The following is a 15825-nucleotide window of genomic DNA, read 5'->3' as shown; positions in this document are numbered from 1 at the left end:
GAACGCAGACGCCCCGTCACGCCCAGCGTGGCCCGAAGGAGACAAGGACAATGCGAAAGCAAAGACTGGTGATGGTAGGCAACGGCATGGCCGGCATGAAGACCATCGAGGAAATCCTCAAGCACGCACCGGATGTGTTCGACATCACGGTGTTCGGCGCCGAACCGCACGGCAACTACAACCGGATCCTGCTGTCCCCGGTGCTTGCCGGCGAGATGACGCTGGCCGACATCATGCTCAACGACCTCGACTGGTATTCCGCCAACGGCATCACCCTGCATGCCGGGCGCAAGGTGGTGGAGGTCGATCGCGTGCGTCGCGTGGTGCGCTCCGAAGATGGCACCGAGGAGGGCTATGACCGGCTGCTACTGGCGACAGGGTCGAATCCCTTCATTCCGCCGGTACCCGGGCGCGAACTCGAAGGGGTGATCGCCTACCGCGACATCGCCGACACCGAGACCATGATCGAGGCCGCCTGCAACTACCGTCATGCGGTGGTCATCGGCGGCGGCCTGCTTGGGCTGGAGGCCGCCAACGGCCTGATCCTGCGCGGCATGGAGGTCACCGTCGTCCATCTCGGGGAGTGGATCATGGAGCGCCAGCTCGACAGGCCGGCAGCCGAGATGCTGCAGGCCTCGCTCGAGGCCAAGGGCATGCGCTTCCGGCTCGGCGCGCAGACCGAGGCCTTGCTGCCGGCGGCGGATGATCCGGCCGGTCGTGTGGCGGCGGTGAGACTGGCCGGCGGTGAGACGATCGCGGCCGACCTCGTGGTGATGTCCGCCGGCATTCGGCCGAACACCGCGCTGGCCGAGTCCGCGAGGCTGCACTGCGATCGCGGCATCGTGGTCACCGACACCATGCAGACCGTGACCGATCCGCGCATCTATGCGGTCGGCGAGTGTGTCAGTCATCGCGGCGTGGCTTACGGCCTGGTCGCACCGCTGTTCGACCAGGCCCGGGTTTGCGCCAATCACCTGGCCGGATTCGGTATCGGCCGCTACGAGGGCTCGGTGACTTCGACCAAGCTCAAGGTCACCGGTGTCGACGTGTTCTCGGCCGGCGACTTCATGGGCGCGGAAGACTGCGATAACATCGTGCTGCACGACCGCGCCGGCGGGCGCTACAAGAAGCTGGTGCTCAAGGACGACCGCCTGATCGGTGCGGTGATGGTGGGCGACACCAGCGACGGCAGCTGGTACTTCCAGCTCGTGCGCGAGGGTCGCAACATCGCAGCGATGCGCGACCAGCTGATGTTTGGCCAGAGTTTCGCCCAGTCGCAACTCGGTGATGCCGGCCATCAGGGGCAGAACCAGGCGGCGCTGCTGCCCGACAGTGCTGAAGTCTGCGGCTGCAACGGCGTGTGCAAGGGCACTATCGTCAAGGCGATCAAGGAAAAGGGATTGTTCTCGCTGGATGAGGTGCGCAAGCACACCAAGGCGTCCAGTTCCTGCGGCTCCTGCACCGGGCTGGTCGAGCAGATTCTCGCCTCGACCGTAGGCGGCGCCTATCAGGCGGTGGACAAGCACGCCAAGCCGGTCTGCGGCTGCACCGATCACACTCATGCCGAGGTGCGCGCCGCGATTCGCGAGCACAAGCTGCTGTCGATTCCGGCGGTGATGAAGGCGCTCGACTGGAAGACGCCGAACGGCTGCGCGACCTGCCGGCCGGCGCTCAATTACTATCTGGTATCCACCTGGCCGCACGAGGCCGAGGATGACCCGCAGAGCCGCTTCATCAACGAGCGGGCCCACGCCAATATCCAGAAGGATGGCACCTACTCGGTGGTGCCGCGCATGTGGGGCGGGCTGACGACCCCGGCCGAGCTGCGGGCGATCGCCGACGCGGCCGAGAAGTATCAGGTGCCGACGGTCAAGGTCACCGGCGGGCAGCGAATCGACCTGCTCGGCGTGAAGAAGGACGACCTGCCGGCGATCTGGGCCGATCTCGGCAAGGCGGGCATGGTGTCCGGCCATGCCTACGGCAAGAGCCTGCGCACCGTAAAGACCTGCGTCGGCGCGGAGCACTGCCGTTTCGGCACCCAGCACTCGATGCGCACCGGTGTGAATCTCGAGAAGATGCTGTTCGGCATGTGGTCGCCACACAAGGTCAAGCTCGCGGTGTCCGGTTGTCCACGCAACTGCGCGGAGTCCGGCATCAAGGACGTGGGCGTCATCGGCGTCGATTCCGGCTTCGAGATCTATGTCGCCGGCAATGGTGGCATCAAGACCGAGGTGGCGCAGTTCCTGTGCAAGGTCGCGACCGAGGAGGACGTCAAGGAGATGACCGGCGCCTTCCTCCAGCTCTACCGCGAGGAGGGCTTCTATCTCGAGCGCACCTGCCATTACGTCGAACGGGTTGGGCTCGACTACGTAAAGCGCCTCGTCGTAGAGGACGCCGACAGTCGCCGCGAACTGCACGAGCGCCTGCTCTACGCGCTCAAGGACGCGCCGGATCCGTGGGCGGAACAGCAGGTCCAGCCGCTCGCCCGTCACTACAAGACCATCCAGATTCACGACCTTTCAGGGGAGAGCAGCCATGGCATGGCAGAAAGTGTGTCCGCTTGAGGAGATTCCGTTGCTCGGTGCGCGCGTCGTAGAACACCGTGGCGAGCGCATTGCGGTGTTTCGTGCCGAGGGTGACACCGTGTTCGCGCTGCGCGACGCCTGCCCGCACCTGGGCGGCCCGCTGTCCCAGGGCATCGTCAGCGGCAGCGGTGAGAACGCCCGGGTGACCTGCCCCTTGCACGGCTGGAACATCGGCCTGGCCAGTGGTGAGGCCTGCGCACCGGACGAGGGTTGCGCCCGCCATTACCCGACACGGCTCGCCTCGGGCGAGGTGTGGCTGGAGTTGTGAGGGCGCGACGATGCGACGTGGCGGACATCCTCGCGCGTGCCGGTGCAGCGTCGCGGGTCTGGTGTTGATCGTATCGCTGGGTGCCTGTGCGCCGGCCGAGCCCTTCGGTGATGCAGGGCGCTCGGCAGACGACAGTCCGGCCCGGGATGGCCGTGAGGCCGTCGAGGATGCCGCGCGGCGCATCGCGGCGGCGGGCGCTAGCGTGGCGAGACAGCTGGGTGAGGCCGCACGAAATCTGCAGGCGAAGACGGGTGAAGAGGGTGGTGAGGGTGATCATGCCGACGCCGCGATCGACCCGGCTCAGATAGAGGAGGCTTCATGAACATGCGCGACGACGCTTTCCGTGACCTGGGCGAGACTCGCAGCATGTGCTGCTACTGCGGCACCGGTTGTGGCGTGCTGGTGCAACACGCTGGCGGTCGCATCCTCGGGGTGCGGGGCGACCCGGACCACCCGGCAAACCACGGGCGCTTGTGCACCAAGGGTGCGACGCTGCACCTGAGCGCGCATGAAGGGGGGCGGGTGTTGCGCCCTATGATACGGGAACGGCGCGAGCATGAACTGAGCCCGACCTCCTGGGAGCAAGCGCTCGACACCGCAGCCGAGCGCTTCGCCGACATCATCGAGCGCCACGGACCGGATGCGGTCGCCTTCTACGTATCAGGGCAGTTGCTCACCGAGGATTACTACGTCTTCAACAAGCTCGCGCGTGCACTGGTCGGCACCAACAACATCGATTCCAACTCTCGCCTCTGCATGTCAAGCGCGGTGGCAGGCTACAAGGCGACGCTGGGCGCGGACAGTGTGCCGGCCTGCTACGCCGACATCGACGAAGCCGATCATCTGCTGATCGCCGGTGCCAACCCGGCCTGGGCACATCCCATCGTCTTCCGGCGCATCGAGGCCGCGCGCGAACGCAATCCGGAGCTCACAATCACGGTCGTCGATCCGAGGCGTACGGAGACTGCAAGCTTCGCCGATCAGCACCTGCAGATCGCACCGGGTTCGGATGTCCTGTTGTTCAACGCAATGCTGCATGTGATGCTTTGGGAGGATCTGGTCGACCGCGACTTCATTCGCGAGCACACCGAGGGCTTCGACGCTTTGCGCGCAAGCCTGGCCGAGTGCTCTCCGGGCAACGTCGCCCAGGTCTGCGGCGTCGCGGCGGAGAAGATCGTGCGCGCCGCGAGAAGCTTCGGCCGCGCTCGTGCGGCGCTGTCGATGTGGTGCCAGGGACTGAACCAGTCCCACCATGGCACTGCCTCCAATGCCGCGCTGATTCACCTGCATCTTGCGACTGGCCAGATCGGCCGGCCGGGTGCCGGGCCGCTCTCGCTTACTGGTCAGCCCAACGCCATGGGAGGGCGCGAAACCGGCGCCATGGCGAGCTTGTTGCCCGGGCATCGCGATCCTGCAGATCCGGCCGACCGCGACGAAGTCGCCCGAACCTGGGGTGTGCCTGCGCTGCCGGACACGCCCGGTCTACCCGCGGTGCAGATGTTCGAGGCCTTGCGCGAGGGGCGGTTGAAGGCGATCTGGATCGCGTGCACGAATCCGGCCCATTCGCTGCCAGACCAGACGCGGGTGCGCGAGGCCCTGCGCGCCGCGGAGTTCGTGGTGTTGCAGGAGGCCTACCAGGATACCGAGACCGCCGACTTTGCCGATCTGCTGCTGCCGGCAGCTAGCTGGGGCGAGAAGGAAGGCACCGTGACGAACTCGGAACGAAGAGTGAGTCGTGTGCAGGCAGCGGTGTCGCCGCCTGGCGAGGCCCGCGCCGATTGGCGGATTGCCACGGATTTCGCTCGCCGCCTGGGGAGGCGTCTCGAACGCGATATCGGTGGCTTCGGGTTCGCTTCTACCGCCGAGATCTTCGCCGAGCACGTGGCGCTGACCGCCGGGCGCGACTGCGACATGAGCGGCCTTTCGCATGCGGTGCTCGAACGCAACGGGCCGCAGCAGTGGCCCTTCCGCTCCGGCGCGCGGTGTGGGGTCGAACGCCTCTATGCCGACCACGCGTTTCCGACCCCGAGCGGCCGAGCCCGCTTCGCGGCGGTTGGGCACCCGAGCCGGCATGCGCTGCTGCCGGAGGCGCAGGGCGCGCGCCAGCCACTGATCCTGATCACCGGTCGGCTGCGCGACCAGTGGCACGGCATGAGTCGCACCGGAAAGCTTGCTCGCCTGTGGGGGCACACGCCCGAGGCCGCGGTGGCGATGAGCCCGGTCGACATCGTGCGACGGGGTTTGCACGCCGGCCAACTGGTACGTGTCGAGAACCCACGTGGGCGTATCGTCCTGCCACTGACCGAGGACGATGCCCTCGCGCCCGGTCAGGTGTGGATTCCGATGCATTGGGGTGAGACCTGGCTCCCCGGTGGCGCGGCGAACCGCCTGTGTGCATCGCTTACTGATCCGGTGTCGCACCAGCCGGCACTGAAGGCGGCGGCGGTGTCGGTGCGGCCGGCCGGCACGCTGGCGTGGCATGGCGCATGGGTGGTTGCCGCATCGGACGAACGTGCCCTGGCCGAACGTATCCGGTCTCTGCGGCCGGTGCTGCAGGGGATCGAATATGCCGCGCTGTCGCTCTCGGGCCACACGCATCCGGTGCTGATGTTGCGGGTTGCGTGTGAGAAGCCGCTGGCCCCGGAGCGTGTGAGCGAGATCGACGAGGCGATTGAACTGGTGGCCGAGGACGTCCTCGGCCTGGACGACGTCGGTCGTGGCGTCAGCAAGCGTGCGACACTTGTGGGCGAATGCCTCGTTGGGGTCCGTCTGCTCGGCGAGACGGCAGCCCTGCCGTGGCTGCGGGGCCTGATCGTCGAGGGGGCGCCGGTCGGCCCTCTGAGGTCGTGGCTATTGGCTCCGCTTGCACAGCCGCCGGGCGGAGAGACCTTGGTGTTGTCCGGGCGGACGATCTGCTCGTGCAGAAACGTCGGCGAGTCCGAGATCGATGCGCTTGTGGCTGGTGGCGCCGACCTGCCCATGCTGCAGCAGCGACTCGGTTGTGGAACGGTGTGCGGCTCATGTCTGCCCGAGCTGCGGGCCCGGGTGGCGAGGGGCGGTCGCGAGACGGCAACCGTCTGAGAAGCAGCCGGTGTAGGCCGCGTGGCTTGCGCCGCTCGCCTTCGGCGGGTCAAAATGGGCCGGACCGGGATGCGCACCCTTATCCAGTCCGATGCATGTCCTGGACCCAGAGCGACACAAGTCGCCGATCCGACCAATACCGAAGGAGATGTCATGCCCGCGATCGACGCGTTCATCGCCGCCCGCGATTTTCTGCTGGCACACCGTCACGACTACGACACCGCCTACGCCGGCTTCAAGTGGCCCGAGTTGGGGGAGTTCAACTGGGCACTCGATTATTTCGACGCCCTCGCCCGGCGCAACGATAGTCCGGCCCTGTGGATCGTCGAAGAGGATGGCAGCGAGGCCAGGCTCTCCTTCGCCGAGATGTCCGAACGCTCCAACCGGGTGGCCAACTGGCTGCGGACGCTGGGTGTCACCCGGGGCGACCGTATCCTGGTGATGCTCGGCAATGAGGTGCCCCTGTGGGAGACCATGCTCGCGGCCATGAAGCTTGGTGCGGTCGTCATACCGGCGACCACCTTGCTCAGCGAGGCCGACCTGGCGGATCGACTCGAGCGCGGTCAGGTGCGCCATGTCGTCGCCGGCAGCGCGCACACTGCCAAGTTCACGAACCTGCCTGGAGACTACACACGGGTTGCGGTTGGAGCGCCGGTCGACGGCTGGCACGACTTCGCAGAGGCCTCGACTGCATCGGCCGAGTTTACGCCCAATGGTGCCACCCGGGCGACCGATCCCCTGTTGTTGTATTTCACCTCCGGCACCACGTCCAAACCCAAGCTCGTCGAGCACACCCACCAGTCGTATCCGGTCGGACATTTGTCGACGATGTACTGGATAGGCCTGCAACCAGGCGACCGCCACATGAACATCAGCTCGCCAGGTTGGGCCAAGCATGCCTGGAGTTGTCTGTTCGCGCCCTGGAACGCAGGCGCCTGCGTATTCCTTTACAACTACAGCCGCTTCGACGCCAAGGCCTTGCTCGATGTGCTGGTGAAGTACGAAATCAGCACCTTGTGCGCGCCGCCCACCGTTTGGCGGATGCTGATCCAGCAGGATCTGGCCTCGGTGAAGACCTGTCTGCGCGAACTCATCGGCGCGGGTGAGCCGCTGAACCCGGAGATCATCGAGCAGGTTCGCAAGGCTTGGGGTATCACGCTGCGCGATGGCTACGGCCAGACCGAAACCACCGCGCAAATTGGCAACACACCGGGTCAGAAGCTCAAGCCCGGTTCGATGGGCCGGCCACTTCCGGGCTACCGCATCGCCTTGCTCGACCCGGACGGCAAACCGGCGACCGAAGGCGAGATTTCGCTGGTGCTGGAGGCTCGACCGCTTGGCCTGATGACCGGCTATGCCGGTAACCCGGAGAAGACCGCCGAGGTCATGCGTGACGGTCACTATCGTACAGGCGACGTCGCGAGCATCGATGACGAGGGTTACATCACCTATGTCGGCCGTGCCGACGATGTCTTCAAGGCCTCGGACTATCGCATCAGTCCGTTCGAGCTCGAGAGCGTGCTGATCGAGCACCCCGCAGTGGCCGAGGCGGCGGTGGTGCCCAGTCCTGATCCGGTGCGCCTCGCGGTGCCCAAGGCCTTCGTGATTCTAGCCGGCGGCCATGAGCCAAGCCGTGAGCTCGCAAAAGACATCCTTGCCTTCACCCGCGAACGGCTGGCGCCCTTCAAGCGCATCCGGCGGCTGGAATTCTCCGACCTGCCCAAGACCATCTCAGGCAAGATTCGCCGGGTCGAGCTTCGCAAGGCCGAACAGGATCGCGCTCAGGACAGCCGCGGCAAGATGGAATACTTCGAAGAGGACTTTCCTGAGCTCAAGGGCTGAGTTGGCATGGGGCGAGCATCGACCGTGGAGCCTCGGGAAGGGCGCTCGCCACCGTCTGCAGGAGCGGCGTGAGCCGCAAACAGGGCGGCGTATTTGGCACCGGGCTCCCCACAAAGCCACCGCCGCATTCGCGGCTTACGCCGCTCCCACAGGCGGTGGTGTCGTCGTCATCCGGCGCCACCATTGCCTGTAGGAGCCGCGTGAGCGGCGAACCCCGGCGCTTGGGGTTGGCGCCTGTGATCGAGATGCCGCAAAGGTTCGCGGCTCACTCTGCTCGCACAAGTGGCGGAAGCCTTGGTGCGACAACAATGGACAGGACGTCAACCTTCCCGCCCACAAGCTGTTAGAATTCGCCCCGTGGCGGGTCTCCCCGCATTGCAGCGCGGTGAACCTGGTCAGGGCCGGAAGGCAGCAGCCACAGCCGTATCCTGCAAGTGCCGGGGGTCAGGCTCGCCACCCTTTCTTCTCCCCGGCGCCATCCGGTTGCCGACTTACTTCAGCTTGAACCCGAGATTGTGCAGCGCCTCGACCAGACGGTCGCGGCCAGTGAGCGATTTCGCCTCGGAGATACGCTTGGATGAATGCACCGCCCAGGTGCCATGGACATCCATGTGCTGCGATTCATAGAAGTCGCCCATCGTGCGGTTGTAGTCGTCGACGGCCGCGTCCAGGTTCTTCAGCGGCTGATAGCGCATCATGATGCAAAACCGCGGATTGCGGCAGGCGTGGCTTGATGGCCGCAGCACCGGCGCTGTCATCCTCGATGCCTATCGTCATGCCGAACACAGCGAACACCTTGGGTGGCAGTCCGAGCAGCTCGGCGACTTTCTCCGGTTGGTTGCGCATGCCCCCGATGTAGCAGCCGGACAGGCCTAGCGACTGCGCCGCCGCGATTGCATTCTGGGCTGCGAGGGCGGCGTCGACCACCGCGATGACGAACATCTCCATGTAATCCAGCGCGGCACACGGGCGTTCGGCCAGGCGGGCGACATGTTCCAGGCGGGCGAGGTCCGCGAGCCAGACGAGTTGCAGCGGGGCGTCGCGGACATGTGCCTGGTTGCCAGCGCATTCGGACAACGCTGCACGAGTCGCTGGGTCCCGCACCGCGACGACGCTCCAGGCATGGAGGTTGGATGAGGTCGCCGCCGACTGCGCTGCCGCGATGATGGCGGTGAGCTGGTCGTCGCTGACTGGATCCGGGCGGTAACGGCGCACCGAGCGGTGGTCAAGCAAGTGGTCGATCACCGGCGACCAGGTTTCGGGTGCCGGCAGCCTGCCGGGGCCGTAACGGAGGTCGAGTTTCTGCTGTTCGCTTGTCGTCATTGATGTATCTGTCTCTGTCGTTATTCGAGGAGGTGGTGTGTACTTATACCCGAGGATACGACACTTGATCGTTAGTCGGGCTTGAGTGCAGCGATTGCACCAATGGGAAGAGCGGCCCGGTGGGCCGCTCTAGAGTCATCGTCAACATGTTCAGCTCAGCCGAGCATCGTATCGAGCATCATCATGATCACGAAGCCGGTCATCAGCCCCGCGGTGGCCAGGGTTTCGTGACCGCGGCGATGCGACTCCGGGATGATCTCGTGGCTCACCACGAAGAGCATCGCGCCGGCAGCCGCTGCCAGGCCCCATGGCAAGAGTGCTGCCGAGGCGGTGACCATGAGCGACCCCATGATCGCGGCGAGCGGCTCGACCAGCCCGGACAGCGCGGCGATCGCGAAGGAGAACACCCTGCCGTAGCCTGCGCTTGCCAGCGCGATTGCGACGATGAGCCCTTCCGGCACGTTTTGCAGCGAGATGCCGGTCGCCACCGCATTTCCGCTGCCGGCATCTCCGGCGGCGACGCCGATCGCGAGCCCTTCGGGTATGTTGTGCACCGCGATTGCGAACACGAAGAGCCAGACCGCAGTGACGCTGCGCGATTGACCCGGCGCGTGTGTGTGGGGCAGTGCACGGTCGAGCGCGAGTAGCAATGCGGCACCGATCGCGAGACCGCTCGCCACGACCAGAGTCGCGCCGGTTTCGGTCGCACCGCGCGCGATCGCGGCATCGAAGCCGGGGAGCAACAGAGAGAATACGCTCGCGGCGAGCATGACCCCGGCACCGAAGCCGAGCAGCAGGCCCTGGGTGCCAGCGCCAATGCGACGCATGAACAACACCGGGGCGGCGCCGAGCGCGGTGGCCGAGGCGGCCATCAGACCGCCGAGTGCGGCGTCGCGCAAAGCGCCATCCAAGGCTGGCAGGCCACCGGCGAGCTGGGCCGCGAGCACAAGCAGGCCGCCGACGGCGATCGACCAGCCGGCAATTGCGCGCATCAGCGCGCCGAGTCCGGCGGACTGGAAGTGCAGCTTGGCGAGTCTGGCTACCATGACGGATCCTCCTTGTGAATCACGACTTCTGATTCAAGTATGGGGAATCCGTGGCGATAGTGCCAATTGAATGAAACGAATCGTACGATAGAGCGTGACTAAATACTACTGGCCCACACGCCGATATCCGGCTGATACCCCTCGCGGCGACATGACCAACTGCCATAACTGTGTAGTGCGTGCCCTGAAGGTGCCTGCACAGGCGAGAAGGTAGTAGCGCCACATGCGGCGAAAGCGCTCGCCGTAGCGGTCCGAAAACTGTGACCAGGCGGCTTCGAAGCGGGCGTGCCAGGCCATCAGGGTGCGGTCGTAGTCGGCGCCGAAGTTGTGTACGTCTTCGGTCACGAAGAGGTCTTCCGAGGCATCGGCGATCTGCCCCAGAGATGGCAGGTCGCCATTAGGGAAGATGTATCGGTCGATCCACGGGTCGGTGGGGTCGCGCCGCAGGTTCTTGCCGATGGTGTGGAGTAGAAAGAGACCTTCCTCGGGCAGGACACGGCGGGCGAGTTCGAAGAAATCGCGATGATTCTTGTGGCCCACATGTTCGAACATGCCAATGGAGGCGACCCGGTCGAAACGACCTGCGATATCGCGGTAATCCTTCAGTTCGAACTCGACCGGCAGGCCGGTGCATCGCTCGCGGCCGTAATCAGCCTGTTCGCGTGAGATCGTCACGCCGACGCATTCGACACCATAGTGGGTGGCCGCATGCCGCATCAGACTGCCCCAGCCGCAGCCGATGTCGAGTAGCTTCATGCCCGGCTGGAGCCCGAGCTTGCGACAGATGAGGTCGAGCTTGGCGTGTTGGGCGGCATCCAGGTCACCGCTATTCTCGATGCCGGCCCAGTAGGCGCAGGTGTAGGCCATGGTTTCACCCAGCATGGCCTCGAAGAAGTCGTTGCCGAGGTCATAGTGGGCTTGCCCAACCTGCCAGGCACGACGCAGGTTCTGCAGGTTGAACAGACGGGCGCGAAGACTCTGCATGATGAGCTCGGTGCTGCGCACCTTGCGATCCAGCTCGTGCCGAAGCATGCGGCAGATGAGCTCATCCAGCTGATCACTGTCCCACCAGCCGTCCATGTAGCTCTCTCCCATGCCGAGGCTGCCCTTGGCGAGCACGCGACTCGCGGTCTCCAGGTGATGGATGCGCATGTCCCAAGGGCGGTCACCATTGATCGCAATGTCAGCCTGACCAAGCAGCTTGGCGAACGCCCGCTGTGCCTGATCGCTGGTCTTGCAGTTGTATGAGCCGCTAGGCGCAGGAGGGTCGGATTCGTTGGTCCGTGTGATCGTGTCAGGCGCTTTTTCCATTCCGCCCTCGTTCCGATTGCGCGTCAAAAGACTCCGCAGGAGAGGCGCTCGGGTCGACCGGCGCGCAAAATCAGTCTAGTAAAGGGAGAGTATGGTGCCAAGGACGATGCCCACGCCGTTCCGGGGTGAGCGACGCGTGCGACTGGCCTGGCTCGGCGCGATCAGTGCGCGCATGCGTAGGCCGCCAGTACCGCAAAGAGGGTATCGAGGATGTTGTCGGGAAGCGCCATGTAGGACCTCCGGTGCAGGAAGCCGGCGCCTGTACGCCAGCCATGTTCTGATGCTAGGCGGTAGAATCATGCAGGGCAAATTGTGCTGAATGATCGCTTCGATAGTGCGCTTTGATGGGTGACCGAAAGCGGATTCGCAAACGGTGAACGCGTCGCACGATGCTCAGGCCTTCGGACTGATAGAATCCGCTCCCATGAGCTATCAGGTTCTTGCCCGAAAGTGGCGTCCCCGATCATTTGCCAGCCTTGTCGGCCAGGAGCACGTGGTGCGCGCGCTGACGCATGCGCTGGAAACCGGCCGCCTTCATCATGCATGGCTGTTCACCGGCACCCGCGGTGTCGGCAAGACGACGATCAGCCGCATTCTGGCCAAGGCGCTCAACTGTGAAACTGGTGTGACCGCCGAGCCCTGCGGGCAGTGCTCCGCCTGTCTGGCCATCGATGCCGACCGCTTCCCGGATTACGTCGAGATGGATGCCGCTTCGAATCGTGGTGTCGACGACATGGCCGCGCTGCTCGATCAGGCGATGTATGCACCGGTTCAGGGGCGCTACAAGGTCTACATGATCGACGAAGTCCACATGCTCACCGGTCACGCGTTCAATGCAATGCTCAAGACGCTCGAGGAGCCGCCGGAGCATGTGAAGTTCATCCTCGCGACGACCGACCCGCAGAAGATCCCGGTCACCGTGCTGTCACGTTGCCTGCAGTTCAATCTCAAGCAGATGCCTCCAGGGCACATCGTCGAGCATCTGTCGCGTGTGCTCGAGGCTGAAGCGGTGCCATTCGATGCACCGGCTTTGCGCCATATCGCAAAGGCTGCCTCCGGTTCCATGCGTGATGCGCTTTCCTTGCTTGATCAGGCGATTGCGCACGGCGCGGGCAAGGTCGAGGCCGAGCAGGTCGCCAACATGCTGGGCACCGTGGGCGACGATCATCTTTACGCGGTGCTCGAAGCACTCGCAGCGGGTGACGTGCGTGCCATGCTGGAGGTCGCCGATGGCATGCAGGCCCGCAGCCTGTCCTTCGACGCCGCGCTGCAGACCCTGGCCTCCTTGCTGCATCGCCTCTCGCTGATGCAGTTCGCACCGGAAGCAATCTCGGATCCCGCCGAGCGCGAGACCCTCGCCTCTTATGCGGCGTTCTTCGAGCCCGAGTTCCTGCAGCTTGCCTACCAGATCGTCATTCATGGTCGCGACGAGCTTGCATTGGCGCCGGATGACTATGCCGGTTTCACCATGGTGTTGCTGCGGCTGCACGCCTTCCGGCCGGAGACGCCGGCCGCTGGCGCGGAGTCGGGGGGCGGGCGTTCCGCGGTCGAGAGCGGCGCGAAGGCCCCTGCTGCGAGGCTTGCGTCGCCGCCGTTGTCAGCAGCTTCCGCGACGGGTGGCCGCATGTCGGTTCCCGATGCTTCGCCATCCCGTGCCGAGTCCGGACCGACCCCAAGTCCCGCGGAGAGGGCGGTGGCTGCGGACAATGAACCGGTCCCGGCGGTGGAAGCGAATGCGCAGACGAGTGCCCCCGGTTTGCGCTCGCGTGGCGATGTGCCGCCCTGGGAGGCGTTGCCCGAGGAGGCAGCGGGAGCTGATGAAGCGTCGCTGTCCGGCATCGCCGACCGAGCTGAAACCGAGATCGCCTCGCACGCTGAGATCTCACGGCCGGTGGATGCCTCATCCCCACAACCGCTTGGCCAGCAGCCGGCTTGTGACGGCGTTCAGGCAATGCTTGCGGCAGGTGACTGGCATGGTGTGTGTCAGACGCTCGAACTCGGCGGCATGTTGCGTGAGCTGGCGCAGCACTGCGAGTGGGTGGGTATGGAAGGCGCCGCGGTCGATCTGCGCCTGTCGACCACGCATCACCATCTTCTCGATTTGAATACCGCTTTGCCCGGACGCCTCGGTGAGTTGCTCTCCGAGCGGGTAGGGCGGCAGCTGAAAGTGCGCATTCAGCTCGGCGAGATTGCCGGTGAGACTCCGGCCCAGCGCAACGAGGCCGAGCGTCTCGCGCGGCATGCCGACGCGGTGGCCGCGCTCGAGGCCGACCCCTTCGTGCGCGAACTGATCGAACGATTCGATGCCACGCTAGTCGAGGCATCGGTCAAACCTCTTTGACATCCCAGACGGAGAAAGCAGTCATGATGAAAGGTGGAATCGCCGGGCTGATGAAGCAGGCCCAGCAGATGCAGGAAAACATGAAAAAGGTGCAGGACCAGCTCGCCTCGGTCGAAGTCGAGGGACAGTCGGGCGCCGGCATGGTCAAGGTGTTGATGACCTGCAAGTACGATGTGCGTCGTGTCACGATCGACGATTCGGTGATGGACGACAAGGAAATGCTCGAGGACTTGCTCGCAGCGGCGGTCAATGACGCCGTGCGTCGAGTTGAGACCACGACGCAGGAGAAGATGGCTGGTTTTACCGCAGGGCTCAATCTGCCGCCGGGCATGAAGCTGCCGTTCTGACGCGGGCCTGATTGCCGGTCGTACCGTGACCCCTTCCTCGCTTGATGCCTTGATCGACGCCCTGCGCTGCCTTCCGGGCGTCGGGCCGAAATCTGCGCAGCGCATGGCGTATTACCTGCTCCAGCGAGACCAGCGCGGCGCGCACCGGCTGGCCGAATCCCTGGAGCGAGCGCTGTCGTCCCTGCAGCATTGCGAGCGCTGCAATACCTTCACCGAGGAGCGCATCTGCCAGCGCTGTGCGAACCCGCAGCGCGACGCACGACTCCTTTGTGTGGTCGAAATGCCCGCTGATCTAGCGATGATCGAGCAAACGCTCGCCTATAAGGGTCTCTACTACGTCCTGATGGGGCGACTCTCCCCCCTCGATGGCATCGGACCGCGTGAGCTCGGCCTGGAGAAGCTCCTGGCGCGTGCGACTGATGGAGTTGTGGAAGAGGTCATTCTGGCAACCAACTTCACCAACGAGGGCGAGGCGACTGCTCATATGCTGTCCGAGCTGCTTGCGGCCCGCGGTGTCAGGGCCAGCCGTCTGTCGCGTGGCGTGCCGGTGGGAGGGGAATTGGAGCACACGGACTCCGGTACGATCGCCCAGGCCCTGGTAGAGCGTCGCACGCTCTGAACCTGGCCCGTCCGCTCCCGATTTGCTGCATTGCGGGATGGTGCTGCTTCGTATAAGTCCACAAGTCCTGCTTAAGGCCTTGATCCATCGGCATCTTCACGGTCAGTGCTTTCGTTGCTGCGGGCTTTCCCTTATAATGAGCCGGTTTTTTGAACCGAAATTTGGTTTCCTTTCAGGAAGAGGTCATGAGCGTGGATCAAAAGATTGACAGTAGCCGCCGCACGCTGCTGGTCGCGACCAGCGCAGTGGGTGGAGCGGGTGTCGTCGCGACGGCCGTGCCGTTCGTAGCCAGTCTTACGCCGTCGGATCGGGCGAAAGCCGCCGGTGCGCCGGTCGAGGCCGATATCAGCAAGCTCGCGCCGGGTGAAATGATGACGGTGGAGTGGCGCGGCAAGCCGGTGTGGATTCTGCGCCGGACGCCGGAGATGCTGGCGTCGCTCGAGCACACTGAATCCCAGGTGCTTGATCCCACCTCAGAGCGAGAGCAGCAGCCGGCCTACGCCAAGAACCAGCACCGTTCGATCAAGCCAGAGTATCTCGTCGCGGTCGGCATCTGCACCCACCTGGGCTGCTCGCCGTCCGAGCGTTTTCGTACCGGCGCGGCAAGCGGGGTCAGCGATGACTGGCAAGGTGGCTTCTTCTGTCCCTGTCATGGCTCGTACTTCGATCTCGCAGGTCGTGTTTTCCGGAGCATGCCGGCGCCGTCGAACCTCGTGGTGCCGCCGCACAAATACCTTACGGATGCCACGATTGTCGTGGGTGAAGACGAGGCATAAGCTATGACCACAAAATCCCAGGCACTGCTCAACTGGATCGACGAGCGTTTCCCGCTGACGTCGACCTACAAGGCGCATCTGTCCGAGTACTATGCGCCCAAGAACTTCAACTTCTGGTACTTCTTCGGATCGCTCGCGCTGCTCGTGCTGGTCATCCAGATCGTCACCGGTATCTTCCTTGTCATGCATTACAAGCCTGACGCTGCGCTCAACGCGTCCGGCGTGCCGATCGCCTTCGCCAGCGTCGAATACATCATGCGCGAGGTGCCGGGTGGCTGGTTGATCC

At 64.7% G+C, this 15825-nt stretch carries 13 protein-coding genes, 1 other RNA gene and 1 pseudogene; 11 read left to right on the top strand and 4 right to left on the bottom strand.

The window, feature by feature from the left end; translation table 11 throughout:
- Nucleotides 1-50: 50 nt before the first annotated feature.
- The 6 genes from nirB (at nt 51) to ffs (ending at nt 8234) form a co-directional block, all read left to right on the top strand.
- The gene (gene nirB / locus GPA21_RS01795) at nt 51-2564 is read left to right on the top strand and encodes a nitrite reductase large subunit NirB (protein ID WP_168986501.1); all 2514 of its coding nucleotides are present in this window, start codon (nt 51-53) and stop codon (nt 2562-2564) included.
- Nucleotides 2536-2853, top strand: coding sequence for a nitrite reductase small subunit NirD (gene nirD / locus GPA21_RS01790; protein ID WP_168986500.1), 318 nt, complete (start codon nt 2536-2538; stop codon nt 2851-2853). Before nirB ends, nirD begins: the two co-directional genes overlap by 29 nt.
- A gap of 61 nt (nt 2854-2914) precedes the next feature.
- Nucleotides 2915-3175 (top strand): hypothetical protein, encoded by a 261-nt coding sequence (locus GPA21_RS01785; protein ID WP_168986499.1) that lies wholly within the window; start codon nt 2915-2917, stop codon nt 3173-3175.
- A complete protein-coding gene (locus tag GPA21_RS01780) occupies nt 3172-5934 on the top strand; it encodes a nitrate reductase (RefSeq protein WP_246261692.1) in 2763 nt (920 codons plus the stop codon). Before GPA21_RS01785 ends, GPA21_RS01780 begins: the two co-directional genes overlap by 4 nt.
- Nucleotides 5935-6087: 153 nt before the next feature.
- Nucleotides 6088-7776 carry an AMP-binding protein gene (locus tag GPA21_RS01775; protein WP_168986498.1) on the top strand — a complete coding sequence of 563 codons (1689 nt, stop codon included), beginning with the start codon at nt 6088-6090 and terminating at the stop codon, nt 7774-7776.
- A gap of 359 nt (nt 7777-8135) precedes the next feature.
- Nucleotides 8136-8234: signal recognition particle sRNA small type (gene ffs, locus GPA21_RS01770), an RNA gene on the top strand.
- A 33-nt stretch (nt 8235-8267) separates the two neighbouring features.
- Here the strand turns inward: ffs and GPA21_RS20800 are convergent.
- From GPA21_RS20800 to cfa, 4 genes are all read right to left on the bottom strand, one after another.
- On the bottom strand, nt 8268-8414 hold the full coding sequence (locus GPA21_RS20800; protein ID WP_246261690.1) for a hypothetical protein: 147 nt from the start codon (nt 8412-8414) through the stop codon (nt 8268-8270).
- Complete coding sequence (locus GPA21_RS01765) at nt 8398-9099, bottom strand: nitroreductase family protein (RefSeq protein WP_246261688.1); 702 nt, start codon at nt 9097-9099, stop codon at nt 8398-8400. The genes GPA21_RS20800 and GPA21_RS01765 overlap by 17 nt, the downstream gene beginning before the upstream one ends.
- Nucleotides 9100-9254: 155 nt before the next feature.
- Nucleotides 9255-10145, bottom strand: coding sequence for a ZIP family metal transporter (locus GPA21_RS01760; RefSeq protein ID WP_168986497.1), 891 nt, complete (start codon nt 10143-10145; stop codon nt 9255-9257).
- A 105-nt stretch (nt 10146-10250) separates the two neighbouring features.
- Complete coding sequence (gene cfa, locus GPA21_RS01755; protein WP_168986496.1) at nt 10251-11456, bottom strand: cyclopropane fatty acyl phospholipid synthase; 1206 nt, start codon at nt 11454-11456, stop codon at nt 10251-10253.
- 424 nt (nt 11457-11880) lie between these two features.
- On the opposite strand from cfa, the gene dnaX reads away from it, so the two are divergent.
- From dnaX to GPA21_RS01730, 5 genes and pseudogenes are all read left to right on the top strand, one after another.
- The gene (dnaX, locus tag GPA21_RS01750) at nt 11881-13797 is read left to right on the top strand and encodes a DNA polymerase III subunit gamma/tau (RefSeq protein WP_168986495.1); all 1917 of its coding nucleotides are present in this window, start codon (nt 11881-11883) and stop codon (nt 13795-13797) included.
- Between the two features lie 23 nt (nt 13798-13820).
- Complete coding sequence (locus GPA21_RS01745; RefSeq protein ID WP_168986494.1) at nt 13821-14144, top strand: YbaB/EbfC family nucleoid-associated protein; 324 nt, start codon at nt 13821-13823, stop codon at nt 14142-14144.
- 25 nt (nt 14145-14169) lie between these two features.
- A complete protein-coding gene (gene recR, locus GPA21_RS01740) occupies nt 14170-14763 on the top strand; it encodes a recombination mediator RecR (protein WP_168986493.1) in 594 nt (197 codons plus the stop codon).
- Nucleotides 14764-14948: 185 nt separating this feature from the next.
- Entirely contained in the window at nt 14949-15539 is a 591-nt protein-coding gene (gene petA, locus GPA21_RS01735) for a ubiquinol-cytochrome c reductase iron-sulfur subunit (protein ID WP_168986492.1), read from the top strand.
- Nucleotides 15540-15542: 3 nt separating this feature from the next.
- A pseudogene (locus GPA21_RS01730) lies at nt 15543-15825 on the top strand (cytochrome b); the annotation flags it as partial.

This window comes from Azoarcus taiwanensis (assembly GCF_012910885.1).
GTDB classification, from domain to species: Bacteria; Pseudomonadota; Gammaproteobacteria; order Burkholderiales; family Rhodocyclaceae; genus Azoarcus_F; species Azoarcus_F taiwanensis.
This window is presented reverse-complemented; position numbering and strand designations above follow the sequence as displayed.

Coding starts and splice junctions, on each gene's coding strand:
- nirD (WP_168986500.1), top strand. CDS start 2,536: ATGGCATGGCAGAAAGTGTGTCCGCTTGAGGAGATTCCGTTGCTCGGT.
- dnaX (WP_168986495.1), top strand. CDS start 11,881: ATGAGCTATCAGGTTCTTGCCCGAAAGTGGCGTCCCCGATCATTTGCC.
- GPA21_RS01760 (WP_168986497.1), bottom strand. CDS start 10,145: ATGGTAGCCAGACTCGCCAAGCTGCACTTCCAGTCCGCCGGACTCGGC.
- GPA21_RS01765 (WP_246261688.1), bottom strand. CDS start 9,099: ATGACGACAAGCGAACAGCAGAAACTCGACCTCCGTTACGGCCCCGGC.
- GPA21_RS20800 (WP_246261690.1), bottom strand. CDS start 8,414: ATGGGCGACTTCTATGAATCGCAGCACATGGATGTCCATGGCACCTGG.
- cfa (WP_168986496.1), bottom strand. CDS start 11,456: ATGGAAAAAGCGCCTGACACGATCACACGGACCAACGAATCCGACCCT.
- GPA21_RS01780 (WP_246261692.1), top strand. CDS start 3,172: ATGAACATGCGCGACGACGCTTTCCGTGACCTGGGCGAGACTCGCAGC.
- GPA21_RS01745 (WP_168986494.1), top strand. CDS start 13,821: ATGATGAAAGGTGGAATCGCCGGGCTGATGAAGCAGGCCCAGCAGATG.
- petA (WP_168986492.1), top strand. CDS start 14,949: ATGAGCGTGGATCAAAAGATTGACAGTAGCCGCCGCACGCTGCTGGTC.
- GPA21_RS01775 (WP_168986498.1), top strand. CDS start 6,088: ATGCCCGCGATCGACGCGTTCATCGCCGCCCGCGATTTTCTGCTGGCA.
- nirB (WP_168986501.1), top strand. CDS start 51: ATGCGAAAGCAAAGACTGGTGATGGTAGGCAACGGCATGGCCGGCATG.